Source organism: Elizabethkingia argenteiflava, from assembly GCF_009904105.1.
In the GTDB taxonomy this organism is placed as follows: Bacteria; Bacteroidota; Bacteroidia; order Flavobacteriales; family Weeksellaceae; genus Elizabethkingia; species Elizabethkingia argenteiflava.
In genome coordinates this window covers 83,098-97,935 of sequence record NZ_JAAABJ010000641.1, presented here as the reverse complement: position 1 = coordinate 97,935, position 14,838 = coordinate 83,098, and the positions used below count along the sequence as shown (strand labels likewise).

The window sequence follows — 14,838 nt, the reverse complement described above, 5'->3', positions numbered from 1 at the left end:
CCAATCAGCATGGATGATATTAGTCATTGTTAAGCGTAAATATATAACAATCTGATCAGCTGGATATTATATCCCTGTATGAGAAAAATACAGGATATCCATTGTCAAAAAAATAACTTTCGTAATCCCTAAATTTAGTCGTCAAAACGAAATCACCTCCCCAAGCGCCTAAACTTTTAAAAAAAGAAGGTGCGTTTTTAAAAAATTTTTCTTTTATAGGCGGTATATTTAGAAATTGACTCATTTTCTCTTCGTGTTTTTGCATTAGAAAAGAAAATTTTTCTAAATCTGTATTCTCTTTCAAAATTTGATCGGTAAGATTGGAAAAATAAGAGATTAAATCGGAAGATCTATCTTTGCTGCGGTACATATTAATGCCTTCACGAGAATCTTGCTTCCGATTTAAATGAACGAATAAAAGTTCATTTTTAAATCGAGGTGCATAACTAATCTTCTCCACAATTTTCTCATTGGCTGTTCGGGTATAAAGTATGGGAGTCGCCTCTTGGGCAACTCCTATATCATAACCACTCCCTCCTAAGGTTAAATCATTGAGAACAAAAGCATCTACCTCGGCCCATTTGGATAGGTTATTGATCAGCGTAGAACTGCTTCCCCAACCAAAATTTTCGGGAAATTCTATATGGGATATTAAACGATAGGATGTGTCTGTTATTAACTTTTTAGACGCTAAATATTTTAAAAAATGAAATATTTTTAGAATAAATTCAGAGGCATTGTCTCTATTTGTCTCTAATACCTTCATATTGGCATAATCTATCCACGCTTTTAGCCAAGGTCTTCCCTCTCGATAAGTCTCCCAGTATATATACGACCTGCCATCTTCTATAGATTCAGCGGATAATTCCTGCCCCAATCGAGTGGGAATAGCTAGTGCTTTTGCTCCGTCTAATGCAAAGTATTCGGAAGTTAATAACAACTTTCCGGGTGAAAAAAAATACTGTTTTTCCAAAATCTGGTTTTGAAAGAAGAGACACGAATTTATTCGTGTCTCTGGTTGTTTTTTAAAATGCAGAAGATATGTCTACTGTAGAATCTATTTTTTTTATCAATCCCTGTAAGGTTTTCCCGGGACCTACTTCTACGAAATGAGTGGCACCATCCTTAATCATATTTCGCACAGATTGTGTCCATTTTACAGGACCGGTAAGTTGCTTAATCAGATTTTCCTTAATCTGATCGGGATCTAAAACTGCCGTCATCGTAATATTCTGATATACTGGAATAAGAGGCTTGCTAAATTTAGTCTCATGAATAGCTTTGGACAATTCTTCTTGCGCAGGCTGCATAAGAGGCGAGTGAAAAGCCCCATTTACAGGCAATAATAAAGCCCTTCGTGCACCTGCTGCTTTCATCTTCTCAATGGCTTCTTCTACCGCTTTGGTTTCTCCCGAAATTACCAACTGCTTTGGACAATTGTAATTAGCCGGTACCACTACTCCATCTACTTTAGAACAAATTTCCTCAACCTTGTCATCATCTAAACCCAATATGGCAGCCATAGAGGAGGGATTAGCATCACAGGCCGCCTGCATAGCTGCCGCTCTCTTAGAAACTAACATTAAGCCATCTTCAAAATTTAAAGCTCCATTGGCTACTAAAGCAGCAAATTCCCCTAAGGAATGGCCAGCAACCATCTGCGCCCCCAAAGAACCCAATGCCTTTACGTTGGCCACCGAATGAATAAAAATTGCGGGTTGCGTTACGCTAGTTTTTTTAAGATCTTCCTCTGTACCATTGAACATTATGGATAGAATATCGAATCCTAAAACATCGTTAGCTAAGTCCATTAAATCCTTAATTTCTCTACGACTGTCGTAAAGTTCCTTTCCCATCCCGACAAACTGTGAGCCTTGACCTGGAAACACTAATGCTTTCATTCGTTTAATTTACGCGTTTAAAAACTCTTTAAAAAATATAATAATATTTTATGAACTACGGATTTAACCGTACTAAGCGGTAGCCTTTATTAATATAGGCTCCTTCTTTTGTTTTTTCATATTCAAATTTGGTGGCAAGATGGGTTTGAACTTTACCCATTTTATTAAAAATTTCGCCTTTAGCATTCTCTCGGGAAAGAGCATCAATCATGATGTCAAAACCTACCACCGCATACTTAGAAGGCGATTTACAAAATTTTGAAGTGTATTGCTTAAGTACTTCTCTCTCAAATTCTCCTTGTGTATTAATCTTCCTATCCATTATGTATACAAGCTTTACGTTGCCCAATTCATCTTCTTTTTTCTCAAAATCGGTTGAGTAGAACATACTAAAACTTCTGGTCCCTGGAGCTTCTTTTCCCAAATTGATCATTGTATTGACAAAATTAGTCTTCTCTCCCTCATTATCTGAAGCTAAAATAGTGATAATAGGTGCAGGTTGCCCGGTCACTATATTGCTTTCTATTTTAATATCACCCGCATTCTTTAGAACAGATATGTTAGGATGTCCCAATGATTTTTCCAACATAGCCTGGATAGCACCGGCATAAGACTGCCCACTTCCTACAATATATATTTTTTCTCCGTTATAAGCCGTCGACACTTCTTTAGCAATACGCTCAGCATAAACAGAAGCTTCTGTCTCTACAATAATTAGATTATCGTATTTATATAAATCTTTGGCATTTGCAAAAGGGGATATTACCGGAATTTTTTTTGAAGAGACATAGGACATTAATGCCTCTAGATCCGACTTAAAAAAGGGGCCAATAATAAGATCTGTATTATCTCTATTTACAGATGTCAAAACTTTCTTAAAAGAGGCTTCACTCCCCTCGTCTATGATATTGATATTGAGTTTTTGTCCTTTTTCTATACTCCTCTGAATCGCCAATTTCGCTCCGGTTAAGAAATCTAAAGCAGCTGTCCTATACTTAGCATCTTTAGCATCAAAACCAAAAGGAAGAAGAAGAACGATATTCAGTGCATCTCCTGAGGATTTTATGAAAGATGTTTTATCACTACTCCCTTTTATCCTAATGACCATGCCTGCTTTTAATCCGGTAGCAAGACTGGGATTAAGCTCTATTAGCTGATCCAAACTAATTCCAAATTTATTAAGAATGCCAAAAATAGTATCCCCAGGCTGGACGGTATAATTAGTACCATCATCTGCAATATCAAAGGCTTTTATCTCCTTTTTCTGAGTTTTTTCGCGAGGGGTAAAATCTTTCTGTCGTACCTTCTCCGTAGGAGCACTTATCGCGGGGTTATTACGGGCAACCACAATATAAACCCCAGGCTGAAGACCTTCTTTTTCAAGTCCTGGATTGATCCTAAACAATTCTGACAAGGACATATTAAAATTCTTGATGATGGTTTGATAGGTATCTTTAGGCTGTACCATATAGATTCCAGATTTATTCTGTACAGGAACAACAGGAGTATCTTCCTGTTCCAGAGATGGAGATGGAGCAGGAGTCTGAGAAACAACTTTTGGAGGAATATATTTTTTAATATTTTCCAATGGTAAATTTATTTTCTGCCCAATCTGTAAAGATTCTCCTATCTCGGGATTTAAACTTCGAATCTCTGCGACCGAAATCTGATATTCCCTAGATAAAGCATATAGAGACTGCCGAGGTTGTACGGAAACCTGTCCGATAGCAGGATTTACAGGACTCTTATCGCTAATATTACTGGCTTTAGAGATGACTACGCTATCCCCTATCCCCAAAATACCGCCGTCCTTTATCTTGGGGTTTAAGTTATAAAATTCTTCCAAAGTAAGTCCATATTTTCTGGAGATACTATAGGGTGTCTCTTTAGCACTGACCTCATGTGTTTTCTGTGCGCTGACAGAAAATCCAAAAATTGATAATGCCAATATGATTGTCTTTTTCATTGGTGTATATTATTAGTACAAAAATAAACTTTTGTTTTTTATAAAACTACTATCGTTAATGCAGACGTATTTTCATTAATGTTTTCATAACATGTCTGCAACCATTCAGGACCATTTTCAGCATAAAAATCACTAAAATTGATTTTACGCTCCTGCCAAACTCCTTCGGGATTTAATTTTTCATACAACTCATTGTAACGCTGATAAAGATCGGCTTGGATAATTTTTTCAGCACGCAGCAACCTCTTTTTCATTCTGGTAAATGATTTTAGCTGGCGCATTTGTTCTGCTATAACCAAATTTCCAAACGTTTTATCGGTAAGCTCAGCCTGCTCTTTAAGCGTCTTGAAAAGCGTGTGTATAACTTTTTCTTTCTCTTCTAACAAAGCATAAAGCGATGTGTTTTCTAATAATTTCTGATGCACTAGTTCCTGATAGTTTCCAAAGAAATCTTCAACTTTTAAATTTAGTTTCTGAATTTTATGAAAAGTTTTCTCGGTTATAAAGGCTAAGGATGCTCTGGGCAACAAAAGTGGAAACTCTAGCCCTAGGGCTTCAAAAAAAATTTTCAATTCTAACCAATACATTACCTCGGCATTTCCTCCTATATAAACCACATTGGGCAGTATCGCTTCCTGATATACAGGTCTCAATACAGCGTTGGGACTAAAACGATGCGGATACTCCCTCATCTCAGCCAGTATCTCGGCTTGACTAAAATGTATATCCGTATCCAGCACCTGATATTGTTCTCCTATTTTTTGTATTCTATTTCTGGCATTTTTTCTAAGATAAAACAAATTAATCTCCCTGGGATTTACCTGCACTTTGCCATACTGCTTCACCAATTGCTCAACACTCTGCTGAGTACTTGTATACAAAGCTTTTTCCTTAAGTTCTTTTTCAAAAATAGGAGAGGCTATTTTCTTTAATTGCTTATCATCCGGATTTAGAATTAATAAACCGTAGCGCCCGAAAATTCTATTGACTAAAATTCGTGTAGCCAATGCTAGCGAACGACCCTCCTGATAAGCCTCCCTGATCCAGCGAATTAACTCCGTTCCATAAGTAAAATCCTTGAATTCTTTTTCATACTCATCTAAAAAAGAAAGATCCGATAATTGAATTCTACCTACTGCTCCTCCTGATTTTTCATGAATTTTGTAAAAATTACGCTCTGTTTTAAAATGATTAATTTCTTCAAAATCATGGTCTTCAGTAGCCATCCAAAATAGGGGAACAAAGTTTTTCCCTTCATTATTTTCACTCAGATATTGGGCCGTCTTAATCGTCTGCAATATTTTATAAATAAAAAAAACAGGCCCTGTAAAAAGATTGAGTTGATGTCCAGTGGTTACCGTAAAAGTATTTTCCTGCTTTAGCAACTCTATATACTGCATTTGCTTAGCAGTAATCGATACTTTTTGCATCTGCCTTGTTAAAACCTCTACCAAAACCTTTCGGTATTCCGGAGAATAATTACGAGATTTTCTATAAGCCTGTATTAAGGCATTTTGCTTGCTATAGTGCAAGTTTTGATATTCATTAAGATCACCCTTAAGATAATCTTTCAACATCTCAGGGATATAAGGAATATCCCTGAAATCAATAGTAAAACGACCATCCGTCATCCTTCAAATTTATGAAAAAATATACCAAACTATCCCCAAGTTGAGCCTAAAATCTGCCACCGGATAATAGGGAGCCGCAAAACTTTTATTATGCCCGATAGCTGTATTAATATGCTGACCTTCAATAAACAACATCATACTTTTTACCTTCATATTAAAATACATCTCCATAATAGGATAACCTCCTATAGCATGCGAAGAGTTACCAGCTAATGCAAATTCATTTAATACTGGAAAAAATTCCCGAGATCGGAATTTATCAAAATAATAGGCCTTGATTCCAGTTTGAATTTCCGCGGCATCTTTAAAAGCGTGAGACTGAAAATATAGATTGGCTCGACCTATAAAATGAGGCATCGGAAAGACCTCCTTATTGTTGATGGCGGACTGGAACAAAACTTTTCCATGTAAATGAAACTTTTTATAGCTTAGCGTAGCCCCCCCCCCTATCTGGGTGATATTAATGGATGAACTTAGCTGCTCTACTTTGCGCTGCGCGTTGAGATAGGTATTGTTATTGATATTAAAATAGTTAATAAAACCAGAGGCATCTAACCACTTGAGTTTTATAAGACCCCCTGCTTCCAATATACTCTGATGTTTAAAATCCGGAGCATAATTAAAATTTTTATATATGGATCCGTTCAAGAGAAAATTAAAAGAAGGTGCTGCTGATTGAAAGTTAAGCTTCCCCTCTACAGCGAAGTTTTCTTTAGTGGCAAATCTAATATCATTGTTTATTTGAATAAAATTTCCAAATTTATTCCCTGTGGTATATTCAGCATGGGAATCGAGATTAAATTTATTCCATAGTTTTATCTGTAAGTTTCCCTCTATTCCGAGTCTATTTTCTTTCCACTCTAAAGGAGAAACCTCATTCTGTAATAAAATTCCATTGGTCCCCAAGGTGATTTTCTGATATTTAAGGCCTGCATCCAGTTTAAAGGCGGGTTTGTTAAAAACCAATCCTATTATATTGGTAAATTTCTTAGAGTATTTTTTAGAGGAGGGTGTAAAATCTTTTATTACCTCTGGCGCATAGGGGTTATAAAAATTTTCAGACCCATTTTGTACATAATAGTATTTATTCCCCTCATTTATAAAAGTATGTTTGAGTTTCAGAGGATAGGCTCCATCAATTTTAAAGAGTCCGTAACTATGACTCCAATAGTATCGCCTGTAATTAAAAAAACTTTCGCTGCTGCTAAGGTTGATCTCCACATTTTGGCGATTTTCAAAACGAGAGTCTCCTCCTAAAAACTGATCCAACAACTTTATACCTCCATTTTCTTCATTATTCACATTCTGATTCAGATAGTGGGTAAAAAACTCATAGCGCCCACTCTGATTTTGATAATGACTGGAGAAGTTAAAATTATTATTAACGGAGAGATTACGTTGATACAATCCCTTAGCTCGCAAACCCATATAGTTAATGGAAAAATTAAAATTCTTTCCCACATTCTGAGTATAGGAAGAACTTAATACACTACCGTTCCCTGGTGCATTGTGATAGATGAAAGTAGTGGTAGGTGTTTTTACATCATAATACCTTATATCAGCCACTCTAAGCATATTAAAAGCCTTGCCCGTAGGTAGAACCGCTAGATTTTGCTGAGGCATAAGTTCAAACATTAAAGGATTAAACGGCTGCCCAGAATTTGGAAACTGAACTTTACCAAAATTATCTTTATTATTGAACTGAGAAAATATAAAGGTTTTATCTGGCGTAAGAGCGATATCAAATATTTTATCTGCGCCTCCTTCTGTTCGGAATTTGTAATCTTGAATAGAGGGTTTAAAGATTTTTATCGAATCTTTTCTACCATTATCTATAATTACCGAATCTCCAGTAATTCTATTATTATCCGTTTTGTTAATCACCTGTGCAGAAATAGTTCCTGACAGCCATATTAGCCATAAAAAAATATACCTCATCTCTTTGGAATGAGCTACAAAAGTAGAGAAAATTTCAGAAACTTTTTTGGAGATCTAATGGGACTTATTTTAAACAAATAAGCCAGAAATTTATACGAGGAAGCAAGCTACTCCCCATGGGTATAATACGGTATTGTTTCGATAAATGGACTTTTCTATCAATAAATTGATTTTTACCAAATATCCCCTCTCTTTAATACTATAAAAAGCTGCCTTAGAAACTAAGGCAGCCCTGCAGAATCCTAAAACACACAAACGCAAAAAAATGCTTCACGCAATTCAGTAACCTTTATTCTGTATCAGTTCTGTATTTTTATTAAGCTCGTTCAATGGAATGGGTAAAGTAAATCGATAATCTGTATTAGAAAGCGTTAAGACCGCCTTTTTATCAAAATCATCTGTAGGATGACGCTCTATACTCTTATGGGCCAGCGGACCTATTCTTTTAATATCAATATACCTATGCCCTTCAAAAGCGAGCTCTATTCTTCTTTCTTTTAGTACATCTGCCCAAGCTTGGGTTTGATTTGCGTACTTAGGTACTAGGATATTTCCTGATATTTGTCTGGCCTGTCTTACCTTATGAATATACTGTGCAGCCAAAGATAATTGCTGATCATGAATCGCACATTCTGCTAGAATAAAATACATTTCGGAAAGCCTAAATACTTTCTCATCGTTTCGTAAAGGCTGTGTTCCTGTATATTTACCGGGATATTTATCTATCACGATAACATCTGAATTTTTATAATTCGGGTTGGTTTCATATTGAGGATCAAAGAGGGAAGAGGGATCCACGAAAGCCCATCTTCTAATATCATGGGGATTGGCATTGATCTGATTAAATAAATTTCGCCCCATATCATAGTTAACCGCTCCTTTTACATTGGTAGCATTGGTAACATAAACACTGGCTATATTGGGCCAAGATCCCGAACCCGGTCTGCTTAGGGCAAAAATAATTTCGCCCTGCCCACTATCATTCCACATTTTTATATAAGGATTAGTCGAAGAGTAAGCATTCAACTCAGTATGCCATTTTGGGGACCCTATATCACCGGAAGGAATGGGACGAGATGGTGTCAATACCAAATTGGATTCAAGGATCAACTTTTGAGCATATTTTTTGGCTTCAGCATATTTTCCTCTATATAAATAATATCTTGCTTTAAAGGCTTTTACAAAATTTTGATTAAAGAAAAAATAATTGTTTGAATTCGCTAAATGCTCTTCTGCAAAAGCTATATCTGCATCTATTACGGCAAAGACTTCAGCATTCTTGCTTCTCGGTAACTTTTCATCATTGGCAGGTACATGATCAAGTATCATCACCCCTAAAGCATTGTTATCTTTCATATCAGGTGAGTAATAGGTTTCCAAAATTAGATATGCAAAAGCTCTTGCAGCTCTTGCTTCTGCCAATATTTGATTTTTAGCTTTTATCTCAGTACTATTGGTGGCCTTCACTAATATGGAAGCTTCTAATAAGCGATTTACTCTATTAATTATCTTATAGTTATCCAACCAAATAGAAGAAGCAAAACTATTGTTAGTGTCTAGGTAAAACTGGTGAATATCTTGGTACAGTTGACTATTGGAAGGGCCTTGTCCTACCTCATCTGTAAACAGCGAAGTAAAGGCTATAGGATCTGAGACATCAATTATCTTGTAGATATCTCCTAGCAAAAATTGCTTTAAATCTTGGATTGTTTTAAAGCTTGCTTTATTATCCAAGATGCCATCCTGCGAGATATTTATAGCATCCTGACAAGAAAATGCAATATAGAGAAGAACGCCTGCTATTAATTTATTTATATATATATTTTTCATGTATCGTATATTAAAAGTCAATATTTACACCTATTGAAACCGTTTTTGGGTTGGGATAAACCCCCAGTGGAAAAGTACCTAAACCCTCTGGATCAAAACCTCTCCACTTGGTCCATATCGCCAGATTTTCTCCTTGAATAAATACTTTTAAGGATTTAACAAACCCCTCCTGCAAAAGTTTTTTGGGAACATGATAGCCCAAAGTAATGGACTTTAACCTTATAAACGATGCATCAAATAAAAGCCTGTCGCTCATGGCTGAATAATCAGCTGCTTTGAGATCGGGAATAGAGGTATAGCGATTTTGGGGAGTCCACGCGTTTAATAAATCCGCAGATACATTTTTTCCATTAGATGCATAAGAAGGATTGTACGCCCAGGACAGTTGGTTATCACTTCTATAAAAATCAGCTTGAAAGGTAAACAGGGTATCCCAAAAAAAGCCTTTGTAAGATGCGTTAAAACCAAATCCTCCATTATAATTAGGAAAAAAATTTCTGCCTTTCTTTATTCTGTCTTTTTCCTTGGGTGTCTCGGTGATACTACCGTCGGACGCCAAATATTGCCCTTTTCCATTTTCGGGATTTACCCCCAACCAAGGGACCAAATTCCATTGATACAGAGGACCTCCTTCTTCCATTAACAAGGCCCCTCTTCTAATTGGAATTTCGATCTTTAGCAGTTTATTTTTATTCCACGCAGCATTGGCAAAAATAGAGAGCTGTGCTTCTTTTTGTTTGAGTAGATCATAGTTTAACGACACTTCTATACCTGTATTCATAAGATTTCCAAAATTACCCCTATAGGAATAAAAACCAGTAATGGCGGAGGATCTCAAATCATTATACAACTCGGTGGTTTTCTTTCGATAAAAATCTATATTTCCGTTTAAGCGTTTCCTAAGAAATCTGAAATCTAAACCTATATTGAATTGCGATATTTTCTCCCATACCAAATTGGGATTGCCTATATTATCTACTTTCAATCCTACTTGATTGTCATAGCCGTTTGTTATAGCATTCAGATCATATACAATCTTGGCTCCTAGCAACAAGGCATTACTCCCCGCATCAGGATCTATAATATTCTGATTTCCTTGGGTTCCGTAGGAGAGCCTAAGTTTCAACATATCAAAACCTACATTTTCCATAAAGGCTTCTTTATCGACATTCCACCGCCCAGAAACCGCCCAAAAAGTACCCCATCTATTTTGTTTGGTAAAACGATAGCTACCATCTCTCCTGATCACACCTCCCAATCCATACTTGCCTCTATAATCATAATCTATGGATCCAAAATAAGAAAGTGCTCCTGCATCAATTTTACGAGAATAAACCTGAGGTACATACTTATTGGGGTCACTGGCACTATAAGGAATATAACCCGTGCCTGCTCCTAAAGCCCACGTTTTGGGATCCAAGCCATTTTGCGTTTGGGTGGAGGCAAAATAATGTACCTTTATATATTCTAAATACACTCCGGCATCTAAGCTATGATCACCCCATTTTTTATTTAAAAGAAGTTTGGTCACCGAATTCAGATTTAATTCTCTTTCATTTTGCTGAGTCTCCGAGCCTCCATATTCTGTGTTTGTATTCTTGGCCACAACTAAGGCCAGATAGCCCCAAGGTGCTCTGCCTGTCCATCTATTGACCACTTTGTAATCTGCCCCAGTAGTATTTCCGAGGCTAAGCTCCTCTGTCAGTTTATAATTAACATTTGCATTTACAAAGGTATTGACATCATCATAGCGATTAAACATACTGTGATAAGCTCTTCTTGCATTGTCTTCCAGAATGTAAATAAAATTTCCTTTCCCGGAATCTCCACCTATAGCATCCCATAACTCCTGCCCAGTTTTATATTGCCCTGATTTTAGATAAGGTAATCCGGTGACAGATCCGAGCAATGGATTTTGAAGAGAGTTGTTACTTAATCCACTGTTTGTTTCCTCATTTAATTGGTTCCTCCGAGAAAATGCAATGGCTGCCTGGGTAGAAAACATCCATTTATTATCATCAGACTTTGCATTGAGATTGGTCCGAAGGCTCATTCTTTTAAAATCGGTATTGGGAACCATTCCCCCTTGTTCTAAATAGCCTAAAGAAGCAAAACCATTTAAATTCTTCCCCCCTGCAGAAATCTGTAAGTTATGCTGCTTGATGATATCTTGCTTGAAAAACACCTTTCGCCAATCGGTATTAACAGGATAATTTGCAATTTCTTCATCAGACATAGAAAGTGCAGGATTTATCCCTAATCTTTTCTGCAAGGTCAGAAATTGTGAAGCATTAGCGAGATTGTACCTATGCTTTGGCAAAGTATTTATTCCCGTCATCGCACTGTAATGCATACTTAATGATTTATTATATTTTCCTGATTTGGTGTTAATCAATAATACGCCATTGGCTCCCCTATTTCCGTAAATCGATGTAGCTGCAGCATCTCTCAAAACAGAAATAGATTCTATATCCTCGGTATTAAGATTTCTAAATTGATTGGCATTGGTGGGAACACCATCTAGAACGATTAAAGGTTCGGTATTGGCATTGATGGAAGCTATACCTCTGATCAAGACATCTATCTTGGCAGACCCAGGAGATCCGGAGTTCGAGGAGATGGTTAAGCCTGGCGCTGAACCCTGTAAGGTGTTTAAAAAGGATATATTAGGCCGGCCTTCAAGTTTTTCCGCAATGACGACTGTATTGGCAGACGCATCCTTGGGCTTGGTAAGCCGCTTATTATAACCTAAGACCACGACTTCTTCAATATCTTTTGTAGAGGTGGTGTCTTTTTTTCTTTTTTGGGCGAGGGTATGCTGATTTATAAAAAATAATACCCCCATACTGAACAGTGTTAATTTTATTTTCATATGTGATGGATTTTCAAATTGAATCGCAGATAAATAATAAAACCGGCTATAGATTTTTGAAGCGATTATAGGTCTATTATATCAGAAGGCATATTTTGTTGCCTTCCTATTTATCTTCCTATATTAAAGACATCAACACTTTTGGGATTCCTGATCAATATGATTACATTTGCAGCTAGAGCCTGTACCTCTTTATTTATATGGGAACAGTATAACCTCTTTATAATACGTCTTAGGGTCAATCATATGACTCTACTCTAGTATTTTGTGCCAGCCTCAACAATAAGGTTTCTCGATTAATAGAAACCCTGGATAGCGATCGTCCTCTAAACGTTTTATTTTATTGATTTGATACTAAATTTGTAGTTTTTGACATATTTTACATTATAAAATACATAAGTCTCTCGTATAATCTAAATAATTCCTCACATTTGACAGCACTAATTTAAATTGATTCCCGAGTAATTACAATTAGTTTTATATATTTTTTATTAGTTTTATCGTATAAATTATTAGTTTTACAAATATTTATAATAACATGATGGACCCTGTAGAAAAAATTTTAGAACGTATAAAAGAAGCCCGCAAAGAGTATGGCTATTCACACGAAAATATGGCCCACGAACTAGGGATTAGCCAGGCAGCTTATACCAATCTGGAAAAAAATGAAAGTAAACTGACGGTAGAGAGATTATTGGCTATTGCCTCCATTTTAAAAAAACCGCCCTATCATTTTTTAGATGGCACACCACAGAATATCTATAACCAACAAAATACAGATAATGTGATCGGCCATCAGGAGAATATATACAAAGAAAATAAAGAAATGCTGGAAAAACTGGTTTTATCCTATGAGTCCAGAATTGAAGAGCTGAAAGATGAAATTCTCTTTCTAAGAGAGAGGTTAAAAAAATAAGCCCTACTTATAAACATCCTATACCTCTATTGTATCTCCCGAAATTGAGAGTGAAAGATAGTAAGGATAAACCTATTCACAATCGATTAGCTTTGGTAAATCGATTTAGGGACCTCTGGTTGCTAGATAATAAAATCTATCGTATAATGAATTTTCAAAAAAAGAGGTTGCCAAAAGACAACCTCTTTTTTGCTACATTAAAACAGGAACAGAGTTTATCTCGAGTAACCTTTATTTTGTACCAAATTTTTATTTCCCTGAATTTCTTTATTGGGAATCGGGAAAGTATACTTATAACTAGCATTTGGTAAATTACCCACCTCTACAATATCATCTGTAGGATTCCTATCCATAGTAACCCCAGCAGCATTTCCCAACCTTTTAAGATCAATGTAACGGTGTCCCTCCAATGCTAATTCTACCCTTCTCTCCAATAATAGATCTTGGAGCGCCTCTTTTTTGTTAGAATAGCTAGGCCTAGCAACAGCGCCTTTATAATTTCTGGCATCTCTGACCTCTTTAATGTATTGTGCAGCTTTGATTAAATCTCCTTGTTCTATAGCAGCTTCTGCCAAAATAAAATACATTTCCGACAATCTGAAAATTTTAAAATCATTTTTTATAGCCGCATTGGATTTACCTGGGTATTTATCTATAACCAATTGATCTTCTCTCGTATTTTGCAGCTTGGTATAACCCTCTTTTGGAATAGAGGTTGGATCTACATAAGCATATTTACGAATATCTCCAGGAAGGTTAACAAAAATATTATATAAGTTTCTCCCCCAGAACCACATGGGAGATCCCGTGATATCAGATGCATTGGTATTAAATAATTCATTAATACTTGTTTTAGTTGAATATACAGGTCTTGCTAACGAGAAAATCACCTCCCCCCGGTTAATATCTCCCCACATTTGCCGATAGGGATTAAAAGAATTGTTAGCATAGAAAGCCGTTTGCCATGGTTTACTCCCTATTGAGAGGATCTTGTTATCCATAACAAGGCTAATAGGTGTAGCTTTTGTCAATGTTAAACCAGAAGTTTTAACGACTTCTTCTGCATATTTTTGAGCTAAATCATACTTCCCTCTATAAAGATAAAATCTAGCCCTGATTGCATTTACCACTGATTTATCAATATAATATTGATTTACACCTTTATCTTGAACATTTACATATGCAAAATTTAAATCCTCTTCCATTAAGGCATATATATCGATATTCTTACTTCGTGGCAACTTTTCATACATTGAAGGAACTTGTTTAAATAAAATGACACCAAGCGCATTATCATTTTTCATATCCTCGGAATAATAGGTTTCCAACTGTAGATATGCAAACGCTCTAAGCGCTCTAGCTTGCCCTATAATTTGATTGTACTTTACCTGATCTTTACTCGGATTGATCTTTTTAGCAACCTCTAACATTCTATTTACCCTATTAATAACCTTTTGATATGCCAGCCAAGTATCGGCAGAAAAATCGTCTGAGCTATCAAAGAAAAATCGATGTTGTTTAAATTCTTGTCCTCCACTGGATTTACCTGGTTTCAATTCATCAGATAATACCGCTGAGATATAAATTTCATTTCTAGGATCTACAGTATTATATATTCCATTTAAATAAAAATTTAAATCTGAAATATCTCTAAAAGTATTTTCATCTGTCATTTCACCAGGCTGTACAATATCAATGGCATCACGACAAGAAATCATACTACTGACTCCAAAAGCTAAACTTGCGAGTCCAAATACTATTTTATATATATTGATCTTCATTTC

Annotated in this window: 9 protein-coding genes; 1 reads left to right on the top strand and 8 read right to left on the bottom strand. The window is 36.0% G+C overall.

What is annotated here, in order from left to right; all coding sequences use genetic code 11:
* Window positions 1–55: 55 nt before the first annotated feature.
* The 7 genes from GNY06_RS11995 to GNY06_RS11965 all read right to left on the bottom strand — a co-directional run bounded on the left by GNY06_RS11995 (window position 56) and on the right by GNY06_RS11965 (window position 12,138).
* Complete coding sequence (locus GNY06_RS11995; protein ID WP_166520288.1) at window positions 56–973, bottom strand: GYDIA family GHMP kinase; 918 nt, start codon at window positions 971–973, stop codon at window positions 56–58.
* A 52-nt stretch (window positions 974–1,025) separates the two neighbouring features.
* Window positions 1,026–1,901 carry an ACP S-malonyltransferase gene (gene fabD / locus GNY06_RS11990; RefSeq protein WP_166520287.1) on the bottom strand — a complete coding sequence of 292 codons (876 nt, stop codon included), beginning with the start codon at window positions 1,899–1,901 and terminating at the stop codon, window positions 1,026–1,028.
* Window positions 1,902–1,956: 55 nt separating this feature from the next.
* Complete coding sequence (locus tag GNY06_RS11985; protein ID WP_166520286.1) at window positions 1,957–3,867, bottom strand: LysM peptidoglycan-binding domain-containing protein; 1,911 nt, start codon at window positions 3,865–3,867, stop codon at window positions 1,957–1,959.
* A gap of 38 nt (window positions 3,868–3,905) precedes the next feature.
* Window positions 3,906–5,498: a bacillithiol biosynthesis cysteine-adding enzyme BshC gene (gene bshC / locus GNY06_RS11980; protein WP_166520285.1), complete on the bottom strand. Its 1,593-nt coding sequence runs from the start codon at window positions 5,496–5,498 to the stop codon at window positions 3,906–3,908.
* 9 nt (window positions 5,499–5,507) lie between these two features.
* On the bottom strand, window positions 5,508–7,436 hold the full coding sequence (locus tag GNY06_RS11975) for a putative porin (RefSeq protein ID WP_166520284.1): 1,929 nt from the start codon (window positions 7,434–7,436) through the stop codon (window positions 5,508–5,510).
* Window positions 7,437–7,715: 279 nt separating this feature from the next.
* Window positions 7,716–9,266 carry a RagB/SusD family nutrient uptake outer membrane protein gene (locus GNY06_RS11970; protein WP_166520283.1) on the bottom strand — a complete coding sequence of 517 codons (1,551 nt, stop codon included), beginning with the start codon at window positions 9,264–9,266 and terminating at the stop codon, window positions 7,716–7,718.
* Window positions 9,267–9,276: 10 nt separating this feature from the next.
* The gene (locus tag GNY06_RS11965; RefSeq protein WP_166520282.1) at window positions 9,277–12,138 is read right to left on the bottom strand and encodes a SusC/RagA family TonB-linked outer membrane protein; all 2,862 of its coding nucleotides are present in this window, start codon (window positions 12,136–12,138) and stop codon (window positions 9,277–9,279) included.
* Window positions 12,139–12,676: 538 nt separating this feature from the next.
* On the opposite strand from GNY06_RS11965, the gene GNY06_RS11960 reads away from it, so the two are divergent.
* Window positions 12,677–13,054, top strand: a complete 378-nt coding sequence (locus GNY06_RS11960) for a helix-turn-helix domain-containing protein (RefSeq protein ID WP_244614431.1) — start codon at window positions 12,677–12,679, stop codon at window positions 13,052–13,054.
* A 215-nt stretch (window positions 13,055–13,269) separates the two neighbouring features.
* On the opposite strand, the gene GNY06_RS11955 is transcribed toward GNY06_RS11960, so the two are convergent.
* A complete protein-coding gene (locus GNY06_RS11955; RefSeq protein WP_166520281.1) occupies window positions 13,270–14,835 on the bottom strand; it encodes a RagB/SusD family nutrient uptake outer membrane protein in 1,566 nt (521 codons plus the stop codon).
* Window positions 14,836–14,838: the final 3 nt, after the last annotated feature.